The 21,439-nt window shown below is 67.6% G+C and carries 26 protein-coding genes; 19 read left to right on the top strand and 7 right to left on the bottom strand.

Features of this window, described 5'->3' with window-relative positions; translation table 11 throughout:
• Positions 1-22 precede the first annotated feature (22 nt).
• Together OSH10_RS13755 and OSH10_RS13750 are read right to left on the bottom strand one after the other, a co-directional pair.
• The gene (locus OSH10_RS13755; RefSeq protein WP_266332360.1) at positions 23-1,978 is read right to left on the bottom strand and encodes a pyrroloquinoline quinone-dependent dehydrogenase; all 1,956 of its coding nucleotides are present in this window, start codon (positions 1,976-1,978) and stop codon (positions 23-25) included.
• 14 nt (positions 1,979-1,992) lie between these two features.
• Positions 1,993-2,373, bottom strand: a complete 381-nt coding sequence (locus OSH10_RS13750; protein ID WP_266332359.1) for a hypothetical protein — start codon at positions 2,371-2,373, stop codon at positions 1,993-1,995.
• 181 nt (positions 2,374-2,554) lie between these two features.
• On the opposite strand from OSH10_RS13750, the gene OSH10_RS13745 reads away from it, so the two are divergent.
• A complete protein-coding gene (locus OSH10_RS13745; protein WP_266332358.1) occupies positions 2,555-3,535 on the top strand; it encodes an aldo/keto reductase in 981 nt (326 codons plus the stop codon).
• A gap of 102 nt (positions 3,536-3,637) precedes the next feature.
• Here the strand turns inward: OSH10_RS13745 and OSH10_RS13740 are convergent, their stop codons facing one another.
• Positions 3,638-4,888 (bottom strand): alpha/beta hydrolase family protein, encoded by a 1,251-nt coding sequence (locus OSH10_RS13740; RefSeq protein WP_266332357.1) that lies wholly within the window; start codon positions 4,886-4,888, stop codon positions 3,638-3,640.
• Between the two features lie 305 nt (positions 4,889-5,193).
• Here OSH10_RS13740 and OSH10_RS13735 point away from each other — a divergent pair, with 305 nt between their 5' ends.
• Positions 5,194-5,979 (top strand): bestrophin-like domain, encoded by a 786-nt coding sequence (locus OSH10_RS13735; RefSeq protein ID WP_266332356.1) that lies wholly within the window; start codon positions 5,194-5,196, stop codon positions 5,977-5,979.
• 88 nt (positions 5,980-6,067) lie between these two features.
• Here the strand turns inward: OSH10_RS13735 and OSH10_RS13730 are convergent, their stop codons facing one another.
• Entirely contained in the window at positions 6,068-6,838 is a 771-nt protein-coding gene (locus OSH10_RS13730) for an SDR family NAD(P)-dependent oxidoreductase (protein WP_266332355.1), read from the bottom strand.
• A 412-nt stretch (positions 6,839-7,250) separates the two neighbouring features.
• On the opposite strand from OSH10_RS13730, the gene OSH10_RS13725 reads away from it, so the two are divergent.
• The 3 genes from OSH10_RS13725 (at position 7,251) to OSH10_RS13715 (ending at position 9,906) form a co-directional block, all read left to right on the top strand.
• A complete protein-coding gene (locus OSH10_RS13725; RefSeq protein WP_266332354.1) occupies positions 7,251-7,754 on the top strand; it encodes a hypothetical protein in 504 nt (167 codons plus the stop codon).
• Entirely contained in the window at positions 7,693-8,973 is a 1,281-nt protein-coding gene (locus OSH10_RS13720) for a DNA-packaging protein (protein WP_266332353.1), read from the top strand. Before OSH10_RS13725 ends, OSH10_RS13720 begins: the two co-directional genes overlap by 62 nt.
• A 147-nt stretch (positions 8,974-9,120) precedes the next feature.
• On the top strand, positions 9,121-9,906 hold the full coding sequence (locus OSH10_RS13715; RefSeq protein ID WP_266332352.1) for a bestrophin-like domain: 786 nt from the start codon (positions 9,121-9,123) through the stop codon (positions 9,904-9,906).
• Between the two features lie 18 nt (positions 9,907-9,924).
• On the opposite strand, the gene OSH10_RS13710 is transcribed toward OSH10_RS13715, so the two are convergent.
• Positions 9,925-11,109, bottom strand: a complete 1,185-nt coding sequence (locus OSH10_RS13710; RefSeq protein WP_266332351.1) for a GGDEF domain-containing protein — start codon at positions 11,107-11,109, stop codon at positions 9,925-9,927.
• A gap of 259 nt (positions 11,110-11,368) precedes the next feature.
• Here OSH10_RS13710 and OSH10_RS13705 point away from each other — a divergent pair, with 259 nt between their 5' ends.
• The 8 genes from OSH10_RS13705 to OSH10_RS13670 all read left to right on the top strand — a co-directional run bounded on the left by OSH10_RS13705 (position 11,369) and on the right by OSH10_RS13670 (position 17,078).
• Complete coding sequence (locus OSH10_RS13705; RefSeq protein ID WP_266332350.1) at positions 11,369-12,580, top strand: phage portal protein; 1,212 nt, start codon at positions 11,369-11,371, stop codon at positions 12,578-12,580.
• Positions 12,568-12,756, top strand: a complete 189-nt coding sequence (locus OSH10_RS13700) for a hypothetical protein (protein ID WP_266332349.1) — start codon at positions 12,568-12,570, stop codon at positions 12,754-12,756. The genes OSH10_RS13705 and OSH10_RS13700 overlap by 13 nt, the downstream gene beginning before the upstream one ends.
• 429 nt (positions 12,757-13,185) lie before the next feature.
• Positions 13,186-13,752: an HK97 family phage prohead protease gene (locus OSH10_RS13695; protein ID WP_266332348.1), complete on the top strand. Its 567-nt coding sequence runs from the start codon at positions 13,186-13,188 to the stop codon at positions 13,750-13,752.
• On the top strand, positions 13,749-14,978 hold the full coding sequence (locus OSH10_RS13690; protein WP_266332347.1) for a phage major capsid protein: 1,230 nt from the start codon (positions 13,749-13,751) through the stop codon (positions 14,976-14,978). Before OSH10_RS13695 ends, OSH10_RS13690 begins: the two co-directional genes overlap by 4 nt.
• Positions 14,979-15,359: 381 nt before the next feature.
• A complete protein-coding gene (locus OSH10_RS13685) occupies positions 15,360-15,929 on the top strand; it encodes a head-tail connector protein (RefSeq protein WP_266332346.1) in 570 nt (189 codons plus the stop codon).
• A complete protein-coding gene (locus tag OSH10_RS13680) occupies positions 15,926-16,255 on the top strand; it encodes a phage head closure protein (RefSeq protein ID WP_266332345.1) in 330 nt (109 codons plus the stop codon). Before OSH10_RS13685 ends, OSH10_RS13680 begins: the two co-directional genes overlap by 4 nt.
• On the top strand, positions 16,252-16,683 hold the full coding sequence (locus tag OSH10_RS13675; protein ID WP_266332344.1) for a hypothetical protein: 432 nt from the start codon (positions 16,252-16,254) through the stop codon (positions 16,681-16,683). Before OSH10_RS13680 ends, OSH10_RS13675 begins: the two co-directional genes overlap by 4 nt.
• Positions 16,680-17,078, top strand: coding sequence for a DUF3168 domain-containing protein (locus OSH10_RS13670; RefSeq protein ID WP_266332343.1), 399 nt, complete (start codon positions 16,680-16,682; stop codon positions 17,076-17,078). Before OSH10_RS13675 ends, OSH10_RS13670 begins: the two co-directional genes overlap by 4 nt.
• Here the strand turns inward: OSH10_RS13670 and OSH10_RS13665 are convergent.
• Positions 17,075-17,581 (bottom strand): GNAT family N-acetyltransferase, encoded by a 507-nt coding sequence (locus OSH10_RS13665; RefSeq protein ID WP_266332342.1) that lies wholly within the window; start codon positions 17,579-17,581, stop codon positions 17,075-17,077. The genes OSH10_RS13670 and OSH10_RS13665 overlap by 4 nt on opposite strands.
• A gap of 56 nt (positions 17,582-17,637) precedes the next feature.
• On the opposite strand from OSH10_RS13665, the gene OSH10_RS13660 reads away from it, so the two are divergent.
• The 6 genes from OSH10_RS13660 (at position 17,638) to OSH10_RS13635 (ending at position 21,124) form a co-directional block, all read left to right on the top strand.
• Positions 17,638-18,054: a phage major tail protein, TP901-1 family gene (locus OSH10_RS13660; RefSeq protein WP_266332341.1), complete on the top strand. Its 417-nt coding sequence runs from the start codon at positions 17,638-17,640 to the stop codon at positions 18,052-18,054.
• Complete coding sequence (locus OSH10_RS13655) at positions 18,054-18,371, top strand: gene transfer agent family protein (RefSeq protein WP_266332340.1); 318 nt, start codon at positions 18,054-18,056, stop codon at positions 18,369-18,371. The genes OSH10_RS13660 and OSH10_RS13655 overlap by 1 nt, the downstream gene beginning before the upstream one ends.
• Positions 18,372-18,595: 224 nt before the next feature.
• Positions 18,596-18,820 (top strand): rcc01693 family protein, encoded by a 225-nt coding sequence (locus OSH10_RS13650; protein ID WP_266332339.1) that lies wholly within the window; start codon positions 18,596-18,598, stop codon positions 18,818-18,820.
• A 245-nt stretch (positions 18,821-19,065) separates the two neighbouring features.
• Entirely contained in the window at positions 19,066-19,608 is a 543-nt protein-coding gene (locus OSH10_RS13645) for a phage tail tape measure protein (RefSeq protein WP_266332338.1), read from the top strand.
• Positions 19,608-20,243: a DUF2460 domain-containing protein gene (locus OSH10_RS13640; RefSeq protein ID WP_266332337.1), complete on the top strand. Its 636-nt coding sequence runs from the start codon at positions 19,608-19,610 to the stop codon at positions 20,241-20,243. Before OSH10_RS13645 ends, OSH10_RS13640 begins: the two co-directional genes overlap by 1 nt.
• The gene (locus OSH10_RS13635) at positions 20,240-21,124 is read left to right on the top strand and encodes a DUF2163 domain-containing protein (RefSeq protein ID WP_266332336.1); all 885 of its coding nucleotides are present in this window, start codon (positions 20,240-20,242) and stop codon (positions 21,122-21,124) included. Before OSH10_RS13640 ends, OSH10_RS13635 begins: the two co-directional genes overlap by 4 nt.
• Here OSH10_RS13635 and OSH10_RS13630 read toward each other — a convergent pair whose 3' ends face one another.
• A complete protein-coding gene (locus tag OSH10_RS13630; protein ID WP_266332334.1) occupies positions 21,125-21,418 on the bottom strand; it encodes a hypothetical protein in 294 nt (97 codons plus the stop codon). It lies immediately after the preceding gene.
• Between the last annotated feature and the right edge of the window lie 21 nt (positions 21,419-21,439).

Here is a 21,439-nt window from a genome sequence, read left to right as displayed (position 1 = left end):
GGGGTGAGGGACTTGCTGCCCCTCAATTCGGCAGCGCGAATGCCACGATTTCGTCGGATACCCTGGGCGTCAGGATCGAATTGCCGCCCACGGTGAAGACGACATATTGCTTGCCCTTGTAGTCGTAGACCGCCGGCATCGCGACGGCGGGGGCTTCGACCAGCGACTTCCAGAGAACCTCGCCCGTCTTCAGGTCGATGGCGCGGACGCGGGAATCCATCGAGGCGCCGATGAAGATCACGCCGGTCGCCGTGACCACGGGCGCGCCGATGGTGATCGTCCCCCAGGATTCCGGCATGTAGAAGCCCCATTTCTGGATCTGGCCGAACGGCTTGTTCCAGAGCTGCGCGCCGGTCTTGAGGTCATACGCGGCCATCGTGCCATAGGGCGGCTTCCAGCAGGGCATGCCGATCGGGTTCAGGAAGGTGTTGAGGTTCATGCCATAGGGGCCGCCGGTCTGCGGGAACAGGCCACCGGTCTCCGAGCCGCCGCTGACGGCCTTGTCGTAATCGGCGCGGGTCAGCAGCTGGTAGGTCTGCACCGCGCTGGAGGAATTGACGACGAAGGTCTGCGAGCGCGGATCGAGCGCGCCGCCGCCCCATTCCGTACCGCCGATCGTGCCGGGATAGACTAGCGATCCCTGCAGGCTGGGCGGCGTGAAGCGGCCCTCGTCGACCAGCGATTTCGCCGTGCGGCTGCAATAGCCGAAGCTGGCCCAGTCGGCGAGGTCGTAGACGCCCGGCCACTTGTCCGGCACCACCGGCTTCGGCAGGTCGACGAAGGGCTGGGTCGGCGCGGAATGCTCGCCCGGCACGGTCGATTTCGGCACCGGCCGCTCTTCCATCGGATAGATCGGCTCGCCGGTCGTGCGGTCGAGGACGTAGAGAAAGCCCTGCTTCGAGGTCTGGATCAGGGCGGGGATCGTCTTGCCGTCCTTCTCGAGGTCGAACAGCGTCGGCGCGGCATTGGTGTCGAGGTCCCAGATGTCGTGATGGACGAGCTGCCGGCTCCACAGCATCTTGCCGGTCGGGATATCGAGCGCCGTCACAGAGGTGATGACCTCGAGTCCTTCGGGAATATCGCCGCCATAGAAATTGGGGCTGGGCGAGGAGACGGGGATGTAGAGGATCTGGCGTTCCGGATCGACCGACATCGAGGCCCAGACATTGGCCGTGCCGGTCTTGTTGATGACCTCCGGCGGCAGCGAGTGGAACTCCCAGCGCAGGGCGCCGGTGCGCGCGTCGAGCGCGAAGATCGTGCCGGGGCTGTCGACGGTCTGGTCCCAGTCCTTGCCGGCCCAGCCGAGCAGCAGATAGTCCTTGAACACGGTTGGCGGCTGCAGCAGCGACAGCGGCCATTTCGCGTTGGTGGTGTTGAACGCGTTGACGTCGAGCACGCCCGCCTTGCCGAAATCGGCGCAGGGCTTGCCGGTATCGGCGTCGACCGCATGCAGCTTGGCGTCCATCGTGCCGATGTAGACGCGCTTGTCGCAGGCATGGCCCGCGACCGGCGCATCGGCCTGCCAGTAGGCGACGCCGCGGTTCTTCAGGTCGGGCTGCGTCAGCGCCTTCAGTTCGCCCTTGCTGTCATAGGTCCACTTGACCTTGCCGGTATCCGGCTCGAGCGCGAAGATCCGGTAGAAGGGCGTGCCGAGATAGACGGTGTCGTTGACGAAGAGCGGCGTCGCCGACCAGACCGAGGGCGGCGTCGTGCCCGAACCGTCCGACATGTCGCCGGTATGAACCTTCCACGCGACTTTCAGATTCTTGACGTTCTCCGGCGTGATCTGCGTCAGCGGCGAGAATTTTCGCGCCTGCAGATCGCCGTTGAAGGTCGACCAGTTCTTGGCGGTGTCGTTGAGCGGGGCGGGGTTGGCGGCGTCCTGGGCGTGGGCGACGGTGGAAAGTCCGGCCGTGCTTGCGATGGCGAACAGGCAGGACAAGGCGAGGCGAGGCAGACGAGCTTCAGTCCGAGGCATGATCGGCGCTTTCGTCAGGAGGTGGGAATTGCTTTCAGGTCGCGTGCCGGCCCGAACATATGCAGCAGCCAGCCGATCAGGGCGGCGACCATGAGCCAGAGCAGGGCCTGGCTTTCGAGCAGATAGGCGGCGAAGCCGGTGCCGAAGATGTCGACGAGGCAGCCGATGACGAGAAAGCCGCGCAGGAAACCGCCGAGCCGGGACGCGCGCGCCAGGATCAGCGCCGCGACCAGCAGGATCGCGGTGGAGGCGATGACGAGGAGGGTGCCGGGCTCACCGGCGATGCCGCTGTCGCGGTTGAAGTAGTTGGCGATCGAGACGGCCAGACCGGCCAGGGCGGCCAGCGCCATAAGCCAGGCGCCGGAGGTGGAGAGGCTAGCGCTGCGTGTGCTCATGCAGTCCCCATGCTTGGAGCGCAAGACACCGCACCGGGACAGCCGGGCCTTACGTCACGCAAACAGTAACCGATAAGTGGCTCGTGCCTAGGCACTTTATGGTTCACATTGCCGAGATCGCCGAACCGCGCCGGGCCCATCGCCCCGGGGCGGATCGGATCCGGTCGTCAAGGAGCGCTCCATGGAATATACCCGTCTCGGTCGCACTGGCCTCGAAGTTTCCCGCCTCTGCCTCGGCTGCATGAGCTATGGCGACCCGGCGCGCGGCAACCATGCCTGGACGCTGCCGGAGGCCGAAAGCCGGCCCTTCATCCGCAAGGCGCTGGAGCTCGGCATCAACTTCTTCGACACGGCGAATGTCTATTCCGACGGCTCCAGCGAGGAGATCGTCGGCCGTGCGCTGAACGATTTCGCCAGGCGCGAGGAAGTCGTGATCGCCACCAAGGTGCATGGCCGCATGCGCCCTGGCCCGAACGGCGCCGGCCTGTCGCGCAAGGCGATCCTGCACGAGATCGATGCGAGCCTGACGCGGCTCGGCACCGATTATGTCGACCTCTACCAGATCCACCGCTTCGACTATGAAACGCCGATCGAGGAGACGATCGAGGCGCTGGACGAGGTCGTGAAGATGGGCAAGGCCCGCTATATCGGCGCCTCGTCGATGTATGCGTGGCAGTTCGCCCAGATGCTGGCCAAGCAGGAGGCGCTCGGCCTCGCCCGCTTCGTCTCGATGCAGGATTACGTCAACCTGCTCTACCGCGAGGAGGAGCGCGAGATGCTGCCGCTCTGCGCGGCGGAGGGGATCGGCGTCATCCCCTGGAGCCCGCTGGCGCGCGGACGGCTGACGCGCGACTGGGACGAGAAGACGGCGCGCGCCGAGACGGACGAATTCGGCAAGGGGCTCTATTCGCGCACGGCCGAGGCCGACAAGCGCGTGGTGGAAGCCGTGGCGCATGTCGCGGCGCAGCGCGGCTTGCCGCGCGCCCAGATCGCGCTCGCCTGGGTGCTGTCGAAATCCGTGATCACGGCGCCGATCGTCGGCGCGACCAAGATGCAGCATCTCGACGACGCGGCGTCGGCGCTGTCGATCCGGCTCGACGAATTCGAGATCGCCGCGCTCGAAGCCGCCTATGTGCCGCACGCGGTGGCGGGCTTCGTCTGAGGGGGAAGGGTCGGAAAGACCCTCACCCCGGCCCTCTCCCGCCAAGGGGGAGGGCCGGGCAAGTGGCCTGCCTCAGCCCGCCCGTGCCGGGCGTCCCGAGCGCTACTTCCCGTCGAACCAGCGCTTCCATTCGGGGGCGGCTTTGGCGTAGGTGCCGCGATGCGTGGTCGGGCCGGTGGAGATCGCCTCGACCTTCGGATTGCCGGCGCCCATCGCCTGCTGGTAGGTCATCGCCATCTTGCCGACGCCCGGCGTGATCGCCTCGTCCGCCTCGCCGTAATAATTGCGCACCGGCGACTGGATCACCCAGCGATAGCCCTGCGCCTCGCGCAGCAGCCGGCCATAGGCCGAACCGGCGAAGAACTGCGGATCGAAATATTCGGCCCGGATCAGCTTGCGCAGGTCGGTCGGGATCTCCGAGGCCTCGAAGGGCTCGCGCTCATAGGCGCGGCGGGCGGCGTCATAATAGTCCGGGTTCAGCACGGAACGCGCGAGGCCCGGCACGCCATAATAGTTTTCATAGGCGAAGGCCGACAGGATCACGATGCTGTTGAGCCAGGCGGCGTCGTTGGGGCGCGGGAAGTTCAGGAACCCGTTCATCAGCGCGAACACGTCGATCGGGGCGCTGGCGGTGGCCGCGCCTTCGACGGCGACGCCGGCGCTTTCAAGCTTTTCGAGGCAGGCCATGGTGACGAAGCCCCCCTGCGACCAGCCGCCGAGGAAGAGCTTGTCGCTGGTGATCCCCATCGTGTCGAGCACGCTGCGGCCCGAGCGGATCATGTCATGGCAGGCCATCTGGTGGCTGCCCTTGACCATGTAGCCTTCCGGCTCCGTCGAATCGCCCATGCCGAAATAGTCGGCGCCCATCACGATGTAGCCCTGGCCGGCGAACTGCGCGAGCATCAGCTGCGTCTCGGGCGACTGGTCGGGAAAGGAGGGGACCTCCTGCCGGCCATAGACGGTGCCGTGCTGGTAGGAAACGATCGGGAAGGACTTGCCGCCGGTATCGGGAATGGCCAGCAGGCCGGTGGCGACGATCGGCCTGTTGCCCTGCTCGGGGACTACGGACGGATAGGTGACGCGGTAGAGCTTCACCGCATTGCGCGCGGGCGTATAGGCGACGTCGATGCCGGCGAATTTCGGGAAGTCGGTGACGAGGATCTGGTTGAGCCGGTCGACGTCCCAGCGTCCGAGCAGCTCGTAGCTGACGCCGGACGGCACCGCGATCGACTGGGTCGTCCCCGGGGCGGTACCGGCCGTGCTCGCGGCGGTTTCCGCCCGCGCCGCGGTCGCCAGAACGGTGGTTGCAAGGAGCGCTCCGCAGAGCGCCAGCGTGCGAATGGCTTTCGTCATGATGCCCTAACTTCCGGAGGTTCGATCCGGCTTCGCGGCTGCCCGGGATTGGCCCCATGCCGCAGCTTCGGCATTAGCGTCGGCGCGTAAAGATTGGGTGTCGAAACCAGGGAAGACTTGCGTCTTTCGGTGCCGATCCTGACGCCGCGAGACGAATACCGGCGCCGCATCCGATCGGCCCAAATTGGGCGCCGCCATCGTTGCGCATGTCCAGGCGGGAGCATCGTGCATCGGGGGCTGTCCCTCTGGAGCCGTCCGACGATCTGTGATCTGTTTCGGCGCAGGCAAGCGCCGGGAGCTCACGGGTGAACCTCAATTCCGTATCGGTTGGAATCGCCTTCGTCGTCGCGGCGATGGCGATCGTCTTTGGCAGCTATTCTCTGGCGCGCCGTCTTCTGCGGGTCGGCGACGGGGGCGACCGCACGACGGACGCCGCGGCCTCCATCGCCGTGCGCATCGCCGCGCTGCATGGGTTGATCCTGGCGCTGGTCTATGCCCAGGAACTCGACGACTACAAAGGCATCCGCAATGTGCTGACGCAGGAGGCGACGGCCGTTTCCGACGTCTATCATGACATCTACCGCTATGGCGGCCCGGTGGTCGGCCCGGTTCAGGTGACGCTGGCCAGCTATCTCGACACGGTGGTCAACGAGGAATGGGACCTTCTGGGGCGTGGCGATGGGCTTTCTGCGCAGGCCTGGATCGACTGGGACAAGGTCTATGGCATCCTGCTCGACCTCAGCCCTTCCACGGATCGCGAGCGATATCTGGCAGGCCGGATGCGCGACCGCATCACCGCGGTAGCCGGCTATCGTCAATTGCGCGAAGCGACGGCGGTGGGGCGCTTCAGCGGGCTGTTCTGGATGCCGGCCCTGATCGGCCTGGCGCTGCTTTCGGTGCCGTTCTACGTGTTCCGGCCCAGCCGCAACAATGTGGTGCTGCTGTCGATCTTCGCGCTCTATTCCGGCGTGATCCTGTTCTTCATCTACGCTTTCGCCAACCCGTTCGCCCAGCCCGGCAAGCTCCAGCCGGCGCCCTTCCAGCATCTGCTGCGCGGCGATATGGGCCAGAGCCTGCCGCCGAAGGGGTAGCCTCTTTCCAGTCTCCGCACGGCGGCCGATTCCAACACCGGTGTCGGAATCGGTGCCAGGGTGGTGGAATACGGCAGGCGGAGGGACGCTACCGCGCCGTCCAGCCGCCATCGACCAGAAGCGTCTGGCCGGTGATCATCGAGGCGGCGTCGGAGGCGAGGAAGACGACGACGCCGGAGACCTCCTTGGGCTGGCCGATCCGGTGCAGCGCGGCGATGCGCTCCAGCACGTCGGCGTGGAATTCGGGATCGGACAGCATCTCGGCCGTGCCGTCGGTGCGGATGAAGGTCGGCGCCACGCAATTGACGCGGACATTGTGCTTGCCCCATTCGACTGCGAAGCACTTGGTCATGTGGCTGACCGCCGCCTTGCTCAGGCAGTAGATCGCCTCGCCGGGGAGGGCGATCGCGCCGGCCTGCGAGCCCATGTTGATGATCGCGCCGGTCTTCCGCTCGATCATGTGGCGGCCGACATATTGCGACAGGAAGAAGGTCGATTTGACGGTCAGGTTGATCGTGAAGTCGAAATCGGCCTCCGGAAAGTCCTCGACCGGCCCGATCGTGCCGCCGCCGGCATTGTTGACCAGGATGTCGATCTGGCCGAGGGCTGCGATCGCCGCATCGACGGCGGAATAGGCCTGCGGTAGGTCGAGCACGTCCATCTGCAGCGGCACGGCGCGGCGGCCCATCGCCTCGATTTCCGCGACCAGCCCGGCATCGGCGTTTTCGTCGCGCAACCCCAGCGCGATGTCGGCGCCGGCGGCGGCCAGCGCCAAAGCGGTGGCGCGCCCGAGGCCGCGCGCGGCGCCGGTGACAAGGGCCGTGCGGCCGGTAAGGTCGAAGCTCGGCAGGTCGCTCATCAGGTTCCCCTCCCAGGGATTCTTGGAATTTCGCGGCAGGATAGTGCAGGCCGGCGCGCTTGTCTGGTGCCGGTTGCGCGAAGCCGGGCTGGCCGGGTGAAGGCGAATGTCGCCATGGATAGGAAAATAGTCCTTGACAGTGGGGCGCTGCTCCGGTAGGGTTCAGGCATAGTCGAAGAGTTGCGTTCAGCGGATGCGGGCGCTCAAAGGCTCTCCCACTTCAGATCCCCTGCCTTTCAAGTCTCGCCGTCATCCCCGGCTTGCCCGGGGATCCATCCGCCGGGTTCTGGGAGGTGCGAACCTCCCGGATGCTCAGTTGCATGGGTCCTCGTCTTCGCGGGAATGACGGCGAGTGGGGGCGGGCACGTCCTGCGCACCCCTGGCCACCACCGCCATCCCCCAATCGAGGCGCATGAAAAAGATGCCGGAACTGAGCCTCGATCAGTGGGCGGCGGTGCGCGTCGCCTATGAGACGTCGGCGCTGCCGCTTCGCGATATCGCGGCCGGGCATGGCGTCAGCCATGTCGCGGTGGCGAAGCGGGCGGACCGGCAGGGTTGGTTGCGGCCGGGCGAGGCGCCGCCGCTGCCGGACGGGGCGGCGGAGGAGAAGCTGGTGGCGCGGCTCTATCGGACATTCGAAAAGCAGGTCGCCGAGCTCGAATTGCGCTTCGCCAATGGCGAGGGCGGCGTCGAGGAGAAGGACGCGCGCACGCTCTCCGTGCTGGCGCGCACCCTCGAGACGCTGGGAAAGCTCCGGGAAGGAACGGACGATGCCGCCGATGCCGCCCCCGTCGACATCGAGGCCCTCCGGGCGCGGCTTCAGGCGCGCCTGGAACAGCTCGATGCGGCGGGGGATGCGGCCATCCCGCCTGCTGGCGGGGTTGCGGCCGGAGGAGATCGAGGCCTTCCAGCATGATTGGGATTTCTGGGCCCGCGACGACCAGTATCCGCCCGATGGCGACTGGCTCACCTGGCTGATGATCGGCGGGCGCGGCGCCGGCAAGACCCGAGCCGGGGCCGAATGGATCCGCGGCCTCGCCGCTGGGCGTCCGGGCTTTGCCTCGTCGCCGGTCGGGCGGATCGCCCTGATCGGCGAGACCTTGGCCGATGTCCGCGACGTGATGATCGAAGGGGTTTCGGGACTGCTTTCCGTGCATCGCCGGCACGAGCGGCCCAACTGGCAGCCATCGCGCCGTCGGCTGGAATGGCCGAATGGCGCGCTGGCGCTGTGCTTTTCGTCGGAAGACCCGGAGAGCCTGCGCGGACCGCAATTCGAGGCGGCCTGGGCCGACGAACTGGGAAAATGGCGCTATCCGGAGGCCTGTTGGGACATGCTGCAATTCGGCCTTCGGCTGGGCGAGATGCCGCGCCAGCTCGTCACCACGACGCCGCGCCCGATCCCGCTGCTGAAGCGGCTGCTTTCCGCCGAGCGGACGGTGATCACCCGCGCCGGCACCTCGGCCAACCTCGCCAATCTGGCGCCAGGCTTTCTGGAGCGCGTCGTCGGGCGCTATCGCGGCACCCGGCTCGGCCGGCAGGAGATCGACGGCGAATGGATCGAGGACCGCGCCGATGCGCTGTGGAGCCGCGACGGGATCGAGCGCCAGCGCGTCGAGCGCGCGCCGGATCTCGTCCGCATCGCGGTCGCGGTCGACCCGCCCGCCTCGCGGCGAAAGGGGGCGGATGCCTGTGGCATCGTCGCCTGCGGCCTGGCCGAGGACGGCACGGCCTATGTGCTCGCCGATCGGAGCCTGGCCGAGGTGAAGCCGGCGGCCTGGGCTTCCGTCGCGGTCGGTCTTTACCGGGCGCTCGATGCGGATCTGCTGGTCGCGGAGGTCAACCAGGGCGGCGACATGGTGGCGAGCGTGATCAACGAGGTCGATCCGGCCGTGCCGGTTACCTCCGTCCGCGCGACGCGTGGAAAGTATCTGCGGGCCGAACCGGTGGCGGCGCTTTATGCGCAGGGCCGGGTGCGGCATGCCGGCACCTTTCCGGCGCTGGAGGATGAAATGGCCGATTTCGGCCCGGAGGGACTGGCCAATGGCCGCTCGCCGGACCGGCTCGACGCGCTGGTCTGGGCGCTGACCGCGCTGATGCTGCGCGCACCCGGCGAACCGAGGATCCGGAGCATGTGAAGCGACGTTTGGTTGCGGGCGTCGAACGCCGGTTGTCATGCGAGGCGAATCCCCTGAAGCATCAGGAAGAAGCCGCGTGACGGCGCTCCTCGCCGCGCGAGGGCGATGGCCTCGCTCCTGTCGAACGCATGCAATGGGGAACTACCGATGGAGCATGGCTCCCAACTCTCGGAACTGATGCTGTTTGCGTTGTTCACCGGCTTCGGATTGACGTTCTATCTGGCTGGAAGGCTCGCTCTGTATTTCCTGTCGAAGCACGCCAGCCGCGACATTCTTTCGATCCCGCAATCCGCCTTTCTCGGCACGATCGCAACCGCCTGGGCGCTGTCGCTCGGCTTCATCGCCGCCGATATCTGGACCGTCAACTCCAAGGCCGACCAGGCGGCCAGTGCGGAGCGCTCGTCGATCATCCGCCTGCTGCGCAGCGCCGAGCCCGACATCCTGAATTCGACCAAGCTGACCGAGGGCGTCCGCTCCTACCGCAAGCAGGTGGCGATGCGCGAATGGCTGGAGGGCAAGAACGTTCTTCCCGACGAACAGGTCGAGGCGGCGTTGCACGATTTGCGCGGCGAGATCGCCGACCTGGCGCGCGGCAATGCGCCTACCCTGTTGATTTCGCAGGCAATCCAAGACCTCAGCAATCTGCAGGATGCCCGCAACATGCGGCTCGCGGTCGGCAACACGTCGATCGACTATTACAAATGGTACCTGGTGATGTTCCTGACGCTGCTGACGGCGATCACCATCGCGGCGACCCATGCCGACCGGAAGCTGGCCGGCAGGCGGGCGCTGGCGATCTATGCGATCACTGCCTCGGTCAGCCTCTGGATCCTGGCCATTCACGCCAACCCGTATGACGGACTGGAGGAACTGCACCCGTCGCTGCTGTTCACCAACCAGAAGCACGCCGATATCGCGCTCGACGGCAACTGACGTCCGCCGCGGCCGCCTTTACGCGTCCGCGTTGTCGAGCGCGGCCGCCATCGAACCGGCCGACGATGCGGCGTGGCAGGCGTGCCTGACGACGACCCGGTTGCGGCCCGCGCGCTTGGCTTCATAGAGCGCGCGGTCAGCATCCGCCAGAACCTGATCCACAGTCATGCCGTCCGCTCCGCTGCTGGCGATGCCGGCGCTGACCGTGCAGGCCAGATGCGCCTCGTCGGCGGCGAGCCGGACAAACCGCGTGCGGACATTGTCGGCGTGGTGGATCGCGGTTTCGACCGAGGTCTCGCGCAGGATCAGGGCGAATTCCTCGCCGCCGATGCGGGCGGCCGATGCGCTGGCCGGCAGATCCTGCTTCAGCGCTGTCGCGAACAGCGAAAGGACGCGGTCGCCAAAGGCATGGCCTTGCGTGTCGTTGATGGTCTTGAACTCGTCGAGATCGAAGAGCACCGCGACGCAGGCAGGCGGCAGACGTGTCGGGTAGGCCTCGAACAAGGCCCGCCGGTTCATCAGTCCGGTCAGGAAATCCGTCAGGGCTTCCCGCCGGTGCGCCTGCGCCGTGCGGATCTGGCTGAGCGCCATCGTCAGAGCGCCGAGCGCCGGGATCGATCCGATGATGAGCATGATGGAAAGATCCTGGGCCCAGTTTCGCGGCGGGCCGGCCACGACCAGGCCGTCGCGCAGCAACACCAGCACCGCCCTCGGCAGGAACGACAGGCCGACCAGCAGATACAGGGCGGCGATGCCCAGCGTGGTCATGGGCGCCTGATCGCGCGCCAGCCAGTACTGGTGCGCGATCAGGAAGATCAGCACGGCCGAGGCCGTGAAGCCGGCCGCATAGGCGAGGCCGTTATATCCAGCGAGAAGCGGCAGCAGTAGCAGCGTCACCGATATGACGGTGGCCAGGACGATGCGCCGCGAGGGCGAGGTGCCCAGCCGAAACTGCGCCGCGCCGCCATAGAAGCAGGCTTCGCCTGCCAGAAGGAGGCCGAGGCCAAGCCCCTGCGCCCAGGCCGAAGGGCGGAAGCCGTCGACCGTGGAGAGGCCGACGCTGGCGGCAACCAGAAAGGCGCCGGTCGCGCAATGGAGCAGGAAGCCGTCCCGCCGCGACATCCGCCAGGCCGCCAGCAGAATGGCTGCCAGGAAAGCAGTCGAAAAGCCGATGGCGACCAGGAGCGAGGCGAAGTCGAGCACGAAACAGTCCTCTTGCGGTCGATACGTGTCCGGGCCGGAAAGCCTCGGCGAGCGATCCGGGAAAACCCAGGCGGGTGCTTCACCTCGAAAACCGCGCTCATCGTCCAGTTGACGGCCTGGAACGCACGAGGAAGTCGCACCCTGACGGAGCGGGACCTTTCCGCGACGAAGGCGATCCGGCTTTGAGACCGATCCACGCCCTAACCCAGTATTGCAAAGCGCAAATCGTGCGCAACCCAGTCGTTCGATCGGAGACGCGATGAAAGCGAAACTCTTCAACCGCCTGTTCGGCGGCAGCGTCGCCGTGCCCGAGGCGAAGGCCTCGCGGACCGGGCCGCTGATCGCGCTGCAAGGGCAGGGGCGGGCCGTCTGGACCGCGCGCGATCTCGCCAGCCTCGCGCGCGAGGGCTTCATGAAGAATGCCATCGTCTACCGGGCGGTGACGATGGTCGCGGAAGCCGCCGCCTCGGTGCCGTGGCTGGCCTATCAGGACGACGCCGAGCGGCCGGATCATCCGCTGCTGGCACTGCTTGCCCGGCCGAACGGTCGCCAGTCCGGCACGGCATGGCTGGAGGCGCTCTATGGCAATCTCCTGGTTTCCGGCAACGCCTATGCCGAACTGGTGCAACTGGGTGGCGATCCGGCCGAATTGCATGCGCTGCGGCCGGACCGGATGAAGATCGTACCGGGCCCGGACGGCTGGCCGGAGGCCTATGAATATTCCGTCGCGGGGCGAACCGTGCGCTTTCCGGTCGGGGATGGCGCGTCGCCGATCCTGCATCTGCGCCTCTATCATCCGCTGGACGATCATTACGGTTTCGCGCCGCTCGAAGCTGCGGCCATCGCGCTCGACCTGCACAATGCCGCCGGCGCCTGGAACAAGGCGCTGCTCGACAATGCGGCGCGCCCTTCCGGCGCGCTGGTCTATCGCGGCGAGGGCGGCGCCAATCTCTCGCAGGACCAGTTCGAGCGGCTGAAGCGCGAACTGGAGGCGAATTATACCGGCGCGGTCAATGCCGGGCGGCCCCTGCTGCTCGAGGGCGGGCTCGACTGGACGTCGATGGCGCTGACGCCGCACGACATGGATTTCATCGAGGCGAAGAACGGCGCGGCGCGGGAGATCGCGCTCGCCTTCGGCGTGCCGCCCATGCTGCTCGGCATCCCCGGCGACAACACCTTCGCCAACTATGCCGAGGCCAACCGCGTGTTCTGGCGGCAGACCGTCCTGCCGCTGGTCGGCCGCACCGCCGATGCGCTCACGACCTGGCTCGGGCTGCATTACCCCGGCACGATCCGGCTCGGCTTCGACGCCGACGCGGTCGAGGCGCTGTCGGTGGAACGGGCGGCGCTTTGGAGCCGGATCACCGCCGCCGATTTCCTGACGCGCGACGAGAAGCGCCAGGCAGTCGGCTATGGTGCGGCGGGTTCGGGGGCGGGAGAAGGAGAAGGAGACGAGGGGTGGACGACTTGACCCGCGTCTTCGCCAGCCGGGGCGACCTGGCGCATCTGGCGCTGTTCCTCTGGGCCTCCGGCGCCAGCGCCTTGCTGGTCTGGGCGCTCCGGGAACTGGCCAGCTCGAACCGGCGCTTCAACGACTTCGTCGCCGAGATCGCCCGGCTCACTCGGTTTTTCAACGACCGGCGCTAAGGGATTCTGAGCGCGAGGGTTTTCTCCGCTGCCAGCGGGTGATGGCGAGCGTTGGACAGGCCCCGCGTCGATCGAACGGCGAGCGAGGGCTCGACGCCCCGCGCCGGTGGCACGGCGAGCACGGGGCCAGCGCGGAGTCCAAATCGGAGAAAGGGAATCATGACCCAAATGCTGAACCGCATCCTGCAGCGTTTCGCACCCGACCACCGCAAGGTGTTTCGCGATTTTGCCGGGGCGCTGGAAAAGCTGCTGGCGCGCCCTTGATCGAAAGTGCCGCCGATCTGTCGCCTACCGGACCCCCTCGCCCGCAAGGCGGGAGAGAGTTGGGATGAGGGCCTTTCGGCCGCCTGAATCACCTCCTCAACGCGCCCTCACAACCCTTTGATCCGACTCCCCCTTCCACGCGGACATTTCCGCGAAGGAGACCGCATGACCCATTCTTCCGCGCCCGCGCTCGAGACCAAGTTCGCAGCCGCCGACCTTTCCGGTATCGACGGCGAGGGCGTCTTTTCCGGCTATGCCAGCCTGTTCGGCACCGCCGACCTCTCGGGCGATCTCGTGCTGCCGGGCGCGTTCCGGCGCTCGATCGCCAGCCGGGGCGCCGCCGGCATCCGCATGCTCTACCAGCACGATCCGGCCGAGCCGATCGGTGTCTGGATGGAGGTCCGCGAGGATCCGCGCGGCCTGTTCGTGCGCGGTCGGCTGATGGCCGACGTGGCGCGGGGGCGCGAGGTGGCGAGCCTGATGCGGGCCGGCGCGCTGGACGGGCTCTCGATCGGCTTCAAGACCGTCAAGGCGCGCGCCGACCGGACGGCCGGCATCCGCAAGCTGGTCGAAATCGACCTCTGGGAGATTTCGGTCGTCACTTTCCCGATGCAGCCCGACGCGCGCGTCGCAAGCGTCAAGACCACCGGCCTGGCCGCGCGGATGCGCCGGGCCGCCCGTTCCCTCCACCCGACCAGCCGTTCCCTCCACCCGACAAGGACAAATCGATGACCGAGATTTCCGGCTCTGCTCCCGAGGCCAAGGCTGCCGAAAGCGGCGATGTCTCCGCCGCCTTCGACGATTTCATGCGCGCCTTCGAGGCGTTCAAGGACACCAATGACGAGCGGCTCACCGAGATCGAGACCAAGCTCACGGCCGACGTCGTCACGACCGACAAGCTCGACCGCATCAACAAGGCGCTGGACGAGCTGACGCTGAAGGGCCGCCGTCCGCCGCTTTCCGCCGAGCGCGGCACGGCGCGCCCTTCCGAGCACAAGCAGGCGTTCGAAAGCTATGTGCGCGGCGGCGACGAGGACGGTTTCCGCAAGCTGGAACAGAAGGCGCTTTCGGCCGGTTCGAATGCCGATGGCGGCTATCTCGTTCCGATCGAGACGGAGACCGAGATCGGCAAGCGCCTCGCCGCCATCTCGCCGATCCGCGCCATCGCCGATGTCCGCCAGGTCTCGTCCGGCACCTATCGCAAGCCCTTCATGACCGCCGGCCCGGCGGTCGGCTGGGCCGGCGAGACCGACAGCCGTTCGCAGACCACGTCGCCCACCATCGCCGCGCTCGATTTTCCGGCGATGGAGCTCTACGCCATGCCGGCGGCGACGGCCGCGCTGCTCGACGACTCGGCCGTCAACATCGACGACTGGATCGCCGCCGAGGTGGAGAGCGCCTTCGCGGCGCAGGAAGGCACCGCGTTCGTTTCCGGCGACGGCACCAACAAGCCGAAGGGTTTTCTGTCCTATACCACGGCCGCGGAAGGCTCGTGGACCTGGGGCAAGCTCGGCTATGTCGTGACGGGCACGTCTGGCGCGCTTCCCTCCAGCAATCCGTCCGACGTGCTGGTCGACCTGATCTACACGCTGAAATCAGGCTATCGCGCCAATGCCCGCTTCGTGCTCAACCGCCGCACCCAGGCTTCCATCCGCAAGCTGAAGGATGCCGACGGCCATTATCTCTGGCAGCCGGCGGCGGTGGCGGGCGGCGAGGCGTCGCTGATGGGCTTCCCGGTCACCGAGGCCGAGGACATGCCCGACATCGCCGCCAATTCGCTGTCGCTCGCCTTCGGCGATTTCAAGCGTGGTTATCTCGTGGTGGATCGCCTGGGCGTTCGCGTGCTGCGCGATCCCTATTCCGCCAAGCCCTACGTCCTCTTCTACACCACCAAGCGCGTCGGCGGCGGCGTCCAGGACTTTGACGCGATCAAGCTGCTGAAGTTCGGCACGAGCTAGAGAAGCAAGAACCCATCCACTCCCTTAGCAGGGGAGTAGGCAAGACCCCCGAAAGCCGGAGCTCTGCTTCTCCCTCTCCCGCGAGGCGGGAGAGGGCCGGGGTGAGGGGTCTTGCTTTCGGCATGCCACCAAGTCGTCCACCACCCTCCGCCGTCATCCTCGCGGAAGCGAGGATCCATGTAGCCGGGTTCCGGGGCTACGCGAACCTCCCGATATCTCGGCTGAATGCATCCCGGATCTTCGCTTCGCTGCGTCCGGGATGACGGCGAGGGTGCGTCATAGCCGGCCCCGGTCCCCTCCCGCCGGAGCCGGCCCGGAGCGGCGCTTTGCCCTGGCGGGCGCCGCTCCCCCTCATCCAAAACCCCACCGCAAGGAGCCATCATGACCGTGGCGCTGATTTCCGCGCCGGCGACCGAGCCGGTGTCGCTGGCCGATGTGAAGGCGCATCTGCGCGTCGACGGCACCGAGGAGGACAGCCTGCTGCAGGCCGCGATCCTGGCGGCGCACACCCATGTCGAAAGCGAGACGCGGCGCAAGCTGATCGCGCAGGGATGGCGCATCTACCTCGACGAATGGCCGGCAGGCCGGGTGATCGAGCTCCCGCTCGCGCCGCTGATCTCGGTGGAAAGCATCACGCTCTACGACATCGTCGGCGCGGCGACCGTTCTCGAGGCGGAGGCCTATCGCGTCGATGCCGCCCGCCTGCCGCCGCGCATCGTGGCGACGCTTCGGCCGCAGGCGGCGCTCTACGACAATGGCATCGAGATCGACGTCACCGTCGGCTATGGCGTCTCCAGCCTCGCCGTGCCGGCGGCGCTGCGCCAGGCGATCCTGATGCTGGTGGCGCATTGGTACGAACATCGCGGCGCCGTCGGTTTCGACCGCGCCGGCGACGTCGCGCCGCTTGGTTTCGAGGCGCTGGTCGCGCCCTATCGGGTGCGTTCGCTGTGAACGGTCTCGATCCCGGCCAGCTTTCGAGCCGCGTCGCGCTGGAGCGACCCGTCCGCACCAGCGATGGCAGCGGTGGCGCGACGGTCGATTGGGTAGAGGTCGCGACGCTCTGGGCGGCAATCGAGCCGGTCGCGGCCGGCGAGGATTTCGCCGCCGACCGGCTCGCGACCCGCGTCACGCACCGGATCACGATCCGCTTTCGCAGCGATGTCGAGGGCGGCATGCGGATCGTGCATCGCGGACGCCTGCTGCGTATCGAGTCCTGGCGCGACCCGGACGAGGCGCGCCGCTTTCTCGTGCTCGAAGCCGTGGAGGAGAGGTCATGAACGCACGCGCCCTCACGGGCCAGGCGCTGGCGGCGGCGCTGCGCAAGGCTGTCGACCCGGCTGTTTCCCAGGCCTTGCAGCGCAATGCCGAGAGGTTGAGGCAGGCGCTGGAGGGGACAAATGCAGAAGGCACCGAACCTTCACCTCTCCCTGAGGGAGAGGTCGGCCCGCAGGGCCGGGTGAGGGTTTACGGCCTTTCCGGAGAGGTCCCTAAACCCTCACCCGCCGCGCTCCGCGCGTCGACCTCTCCCTCAGGGAGAGGTGACGAAAGCACTCCTTCTTTAGGGAACGTGTCTCATTCCAGCCATTCCCGCGACCTCACCCTTTCCGGCGAAAACCTCTTCGCCCGCGAATTCGGCGCGCTTGGTGCGGCGGCGGATCCCGTCATCGCCCCGGCGATCCAGCGCCTGAGGAGGACGTCACGATGATCGCCGCGCTCGAATTGCAGGCGGCGATCGTCGCCAGCCTGCTCGCCGATGGGGACCTCGCGGCGCTGGTCGGCGACCGCATCCATGACGGCGCGCCGCGCGCGACGGCTTTTCCCTCGGTGACGCTGGGCGAAACCGGGCAGGCCGACTGGTCGAGCGATGGCGAGGCGGGCGGCGAGGTCAGGCTGACGCTGCATGTCTGGTCTCGGGCGATCGGCAAGCGCGAGGCCTGGGTGATCCTCGGCCATCTGATGCGGCTGCTGCATGACGCGCCGCTTGCGATGGACGATCATTCTCTGGTGCTGGTCCGGGCAACCTATGCCGAGGTTCGTCCGGATCCGGACGGCATCACCGAGCACGGTGTCCTGCGCATCGCGGCGCTGGTCGAGGACTAGCCTTTTCTCGCCAGCCAGTCGGGCCTGAGAATCGCCATCACCAGCTCGTCGTGATGCTCGCCGCCGACAAAGGCGCTGCCTCGCGCAACGCCTTCAGCCTGGAAGCCGGCGGATTCATAGGCGCGGCGGGCGCGCAGATTATGCGGAAACAGGCCGAGCGACAGCCGGTGCGCCTTCGTCTCGGTGAAGACCCGCTCGATCAACCCGTTGAGCAGCGCCGTGCCGTGGCCCTGGCCGGGCTCGGCGACGGCGATGCGCTTCAGGAGCGTCGAGCGTTCAGGGCCGTTCCAGTCGCGCAGCAGCGCGAAGCCGAGCGGCCTTGGCTCGCGGCCATCCTCGACGGCGCGGGCGAGGAAGTAGGCATAGCGCGGTTCGGTCATCGCCTCGGCGTGCTGCGCCGCTTCCCAGCGCCCGACCAGCATTTCGAAGCCCGGCCGCCGTTCGGTGGCGACGATGAACGGGATGTCGCTCTCGGCGGCGCGGACGACTTCGATTCGAGGCATCGGCGGCGGCTCCCAGGCGGGCGAAACAGGTTCAGAGAATGAGAAGGGGATAGAGGATGACGGCGCAGAAAGGCAAGGATTTGCTCCTGAAGATCGACACCACCGGCTCCGGCGACTTTTCGACGGTAGCGGGCATGCGGACCCGGCGCTTCGCGCTCAACGCCGAGATGGTCGACATCACCGACACGGATTCGGCCGGCCGCTGGCGCGAACTGCTCGCAGGCGCCGGCGTCCGTCGCGCCAGCGTCTCCGGCTCCGGCATTTTTCGCGACGCGGCGACGGACGCCGCGATCCGCACGCTGTTCTTCGACGGCGCGATCCGCGATTTCCAGCTGATCGTTCCGGATTTCGGTACGCTGGCCGGACCGTTCCAGCTCACCGCGCTGGATTATTCCGGCGAGCATGACGGCGCCGTCACCTATGAGATCGCGCTGGAATCGGCCGGCCTGATCCAGTTCACGGCGGCCGCGTGATGGCAAACCGGCATCGCGGCGAGATCGAGGCCGAACTCGACGGCCGGCCGCGCACGCTCTGCCTGACGCTCGGCGCGCTGGCGGAGCTGGAGGCCGCCTTCGGCGCCGAGGACCTTTCTGCATTGGCCGCCCGCTTCGGCGAGGGCCGGCTTTCGGCCAGGGATGCGATCCGCATCCTCGGCGCCGGCCTGCGTGGCGCGGGCGAGAGCATCGACGACCATCAGGTCGCGGCGATGCGGACGGCGCACGGAGCCGCGGGGTTCGCGGCGATCGTCTCGGAGCTGCTGGGTGCGACGTTTGGCGGGGGCGGGGGTTGAGTGCGGGGCAGCAGGAAATCGTCAAGCGCCGGGAGGGCGTCAAGCAATCCGGTGCCGGCAAGCAAGACCCTCACCCCAGCCCTCTCCCGCAGGCGGGCGAGGGGGCGGACGGCAGGCTTCATCGACAGCTGCACCATTCCCACGCAGCGGATGTCCCGGAGCTTTCGACCGAGGCTCGGTCGGCTCCCTCTCCGGGAAACCGGGAGAGGGCTGGGGTGAGGGGCTTGCTTCCTACTGCGCAGGGACCCGCGCCTTTTCCCTGGCGCGAGGCGATGGCGATCGGATTTGGCCTGCTCAGGCTATCGAGCCGCGAGTTCTGGGCGCTGACGCCGCGCGAACTCGCCGCCGCGATCGAGGGCCTGACCGGACGAACGCACGCCCCGATGGACCGGGCCGGTCTTGACGACTTGATGCGGCGCTTTCCCGACCCGGTGCAGACGCAACGCTGAGAGCACCCCGCCATCATCCTGAGGCGCCCGGCGGAGCCGGGCCTCGAAGGAGGGTCCAGCCGGCCTCCCCTCGAGGGAGGGTCGAAAACGCCTCGGCGTTTTCGGGGAGGGGGCACGCTGTCGCGAGGCGAGCACGACAAGCGACGCGAAGCCATCAAGGCAACCCCCTCGCCAAAACTGCTTTGCGGTGACCCTCCCTCAAGGGGAGGGTTCAAGAGCGCCCGGCGGAAAGAACTGGAGCCATCATGACCACGCCGATCGACGAACTTTCCGTGCGCATCACCGCCGATACCTCCGCCTTCACTGCCTCGCTCGAGGGCCTCGCCAAACAGGCGGACGGCTTTTCCGGCGCGATCAGCCGGGCGTTTCGCGATGCGGTGGTCGGCGGCAAGGAATTCGACGACATCCTCAAGAATCTCGCGCTGCGCTTCTCGACGATGGCGCTCAACGCCGCGCTGAAGCCGATCGAAAGCGGCATCGGCAGTTTGCTCTCCGGCCTGGTCGGCTCGCTCGGCGGGGTGAAACCGTTTGCCAAGGGCGGCGTCGTCGCCAGCCCGACCTACTTCCCGCTTTCCGGCGGGCTGGGACTGATGGGCGAGGCGGGGGCGGAGGCAATCATGCCGCTGTCGCGCGGGCCGGATGGACGGCTCGGGGTATCGGGCGGCGGCGCGCCGGTGACGGTCAACATCGCCATCCAGACGCCGGATGCGCAGAGCTTTCGCAAATCCGAGGCGCATGTCGCCGCGACGCTGGCGCGTGCCGTCGGGCGTGGCAGAAGGGGGCTTTGATGCCGCTGATCCCCGCCTTCCACGAAATCCGCTTTCCGACCAACATCGCCTTCGGTTCCTCCGGCGGGCCGGAACGGCGCACCGAAGTGGTGACGCTCGGTTCGGGCGGCGAACGGCGCAATGCGCGCTGGGTGGAATCGCGTCGCCGCTATGACGCCGGCTATGGCGTGCGCTCGCTCGCCGACCTGCATCAGGTGATCGCCTTCTTCGAAGAGCGGCGCGGAAAACTGTTCGGCTTTCGCTGGCGTGACCGGGCGGACGATGCTTCCGCCCCGCCGGGGACCGAGCCGGCGCCGAGCGACCAGCCGCTCGGCACCGGCGACGGCGAAACGACGGTGTTCGCGCTTAAAAAGACCTATGGCGCGCTGCATGCGCCCTATGAGCGGGCGATCGCCAAGCCGGTCGAGGGCAGCGTGCTGCTGGCCGTCGATGGCATTGCGACCGAGGACTTCACCCTGGATCCGACGACCGGGCTGGTCACGCTCGCAGAAGCGCCGGCGGAGGGGGTGATCGTCACTGCCGGTTTCCGCTTCGACGTGCCGGTGCGCTTCGATACCGACCAACTGGTGATCAATCTCGCCGCCTTCGAGGCCGGCGAAATCCCGTCGATCCCGATCGTGGAGATCCGGCCATGAGGACGCTCCCTGCCGATCTCGCGGCGCATCTGGCCGGCGACGCCTCCACGCTCTGTCACGCCTGGCGCCTGCAGCGGAAGGACGGCGTCGTGCTCGGCTTCACCGATCATGATCGCGATCTCGTGCTGGACGGCCTCACCTACGAGGCGGCGACGGGCCTTTCCGCCAGCGAGGCCAGCGCCGAGACCGGCATGGTCACGGGCGGCATGGAGGTCGCCGGTGCGCTGATCTCGGACCGGCTTTCGGAGGCGGAGCTTGCCGCCGGCGCCTTCGACCACGCCAGGATCGAGACCTTCCTGGTCAACTGGTCGAGGCCGGAGGAGCGGCTGCTGCTCCGCGTCGGCCATATTGGCGAGGTGATGCGCGAGGATGGCGCATTCCGGGTCGAGATCCGGGGGCTCGCCGCCGGTCTGGATGAGCCGCAGGGGCGGGTGTTTCGCGCGCCCTGCGACGCCGATCTCGGCGATGCCCGATGCAGGGTCGATCTCGACGATCCGGCCTTTCGCGGCAGCGGCACGGTGATTGCCGCACAGGACGGCAGGCGGTTCACGGTGTCAGGGCTGGACGCGTTCGCCGCCGGCTGGTTCGAGCGCGGTACGCTCACTTGGGTCGGCGGCGCAAATGCTGGCCGCCGCGCCGTGGTGAAGACACAGCGCGATGTCGCAGGTCAGCCGACGATCGAGCTCTGGAACGCCATGACCGGTCAGATCGAGCCCGGCGACACGTTCACCGTCACCGCCGGCTGCGACAAGCGTTTTGAAACCTGCCGCGAGAAATTCGGCAATCGCCTGAACTTTCGCGGCTTTCCGCACATGCCCGGCAATGATTTCGCGCTCGGCTATGCCCGCAATGGCAGCCGCAACAATGGCGGGCGGCTGTAGCTACACCGCCGCGTCGAGCACGCGCTCCAGTTCGTCGATCGCGGCAAGGCCGTCCTGGATGGCGCTGGCGCGCCTGGCCTCATCCGACGAGGCGCGGCTGACGATCTGCAGCGTCTCGAAGCAGCGGGCCGCCGTATCGGTCGCGGCAGCGCCGACGGCCGGCGTCCAGGCGACATAGGACATCGCGATATCGATGTTGCGGCTGACCTCGTTCTTCTGCGGCCACGCCGTCTCGCGCGTCAGTCCGGTCAGGATTTCGCGCAAAGCGCGCATGTTTTCGGTGTGCCTGGGCATGGCGGCGCCTTGTTCCGGGTG

It is taken from the genome of Kaistia defluvii (assembly GCF_026343955.1).
GTDB classification, from domain to species: domain Bacteria; phylum Pseudomonadota; class Alphaproteobacteria; order Rhizobiales; family Kaistiaceae; genus Kaistia; species Kaistia defluvii.
This window is presented reverse-complemented; position numbering and strand designations above follow the sequence as displayed.

Coding starts and splice junctions, on each gene's coding strand:
- OSH10_RS13685 (WP_266332346.1), top strand. CDS start 15,360: ATGACCGTGGCGCTGATTTCCGCGCCGGCGACCGAGCCGGTGTCGCTG.
- OSH10_RS13715 (WP_266332352.1), top strand. CDS start 9,121: ATGGAGCATGGCTCCCAACTCTCGGAACTGATGCTGTTTGCGTTGTTC.
- OSH10_RS13745 (WP_266332358.1), top strand. CDS start 2,555: ATGGAATATACCCGTCTCGGTCGCACTGGCCTCGAAGTTTCCCGCCTC.
- OSH10_RS13750 (WP_266332359.1), bottom strand. CDS start 2,373: ATGAGCACACGCAGCGCTAGCCTCTCCACCTCCGGCGCCTGGCTTATG.
- OSH10_RS13675 (WP_266332344.1), top strand. CDS start 16,252: ATGAACGCACGCGCCCTCACGGGCCAGGCGCTGGCGGCGGCGCTGCGC.
- OSH10_RS13695 (WP_266332348.1), top strand. CDS start 13,186: ATGACCCATTCTTCCGCGCCCGCGCTCGAGACCAAGTTCGCAGCCGCC.
- OSH10_RS13725 (WP_266332354.1), top strand. CDS start 7,251: ATGAAAAAGATGCCGGAACTGAGCCTCGATCAGTGGGCGGCGGTGCGC.
- OSH10_RS13720 (WP_266332353.1), top strand. CDS start 7,693: ATGCGGCCATCCCGCCTGCTGGCGGGGTTGCGGCCGGAGGAGATCGAG.
- OSH10_RS13635 (WP_266332336.1), top strand. CDS start 20,240: ATGAGGACGCTCCCTGCCGATCTCGCGGCGCATCTGGCCGGCGACGCC.
- OSH10_RS13630 (WP_266332334.1), bottom strand. CDS start 21,418: ATGCCCAGGCACACCGAAAACATGCGCGCTTTGCGCGAAATCCTGACC.
- OSH10_RS13690 (WP_266332347.1), top strand. CDS start 13,749: ATGACCGAGATTTCCGGCTCTGCTCCCGAGGCCAAGGCTGCCGAAAGC.
- OSH10_RS13665 (WP_266332342.1), bottom strand. CDS start 17,581: ATGCCTCGAATCGAAGTCGTCCGCGCCGCCGAGAGCGACATCCCGTTC.
- OSH10_RS13705 (WP_266332350.1), top strand. CDS start 11,369: ATGAAAGCGAAACTCTTCAACCGCCTGTTCGGCGGCAGCGTCGCCGTG.
- OSH10_RS13640 (WP_266332337.1), top strand. CDS start 19,608: ATGCCGCTGATCCCCGCCTTCCACGAAATCCGCTTTCCGACCAACATC.
- OSH10_RS13755 (WP_266332360.1), bottom strand. CDS start 1,978: ATGCCTCGGACTGAAGCTCGTCTGCCTCGCCTCGCCTTGTCCTGCCTG.
- OSH10_RS13740 (WP_266332357.1), bottom strand. CDS start 4,888: ATGACGAAAGCCATTCGCACGCTGGCGCTCTGCGGAGCGCTCCTTGCA.
- OSH10_RS13660 (WP_266332341.1), top strand. CDS start 17,638: ATGACGGCGCAGAAAGGCAAGGATTTGCTCCTGAAGATCGACACCACC.
- OSH10_RS13730 (WP_266332355.1), bottom strand. CDS start 6,838: ATGAGCGACCTGCCGAGCTTCGACCTTACCGGCCGCACGGCCCTTGTC.
- OSH10_RS13645 (WP_266332338.1), top strand. CDS start 19,066: ATGACCACGCCGATCGACGAACTTTCCGTGCGCATCACCGCCGATACC.
- OSH10_RS13655 (WP_266332340.1), top strand. CDS start 18,054: ATGGCAAACCGGCATCGCGGCGAGATCGAGGCCGAACTCGACGGCCGG.
- OSH10_RS13670 (WP_266332343.1), top strand. CDS start 16,680: ATGATCGCCGCGCTCGAATTGCAGGCGGCGATCGTCGCCAGCCTGCTC.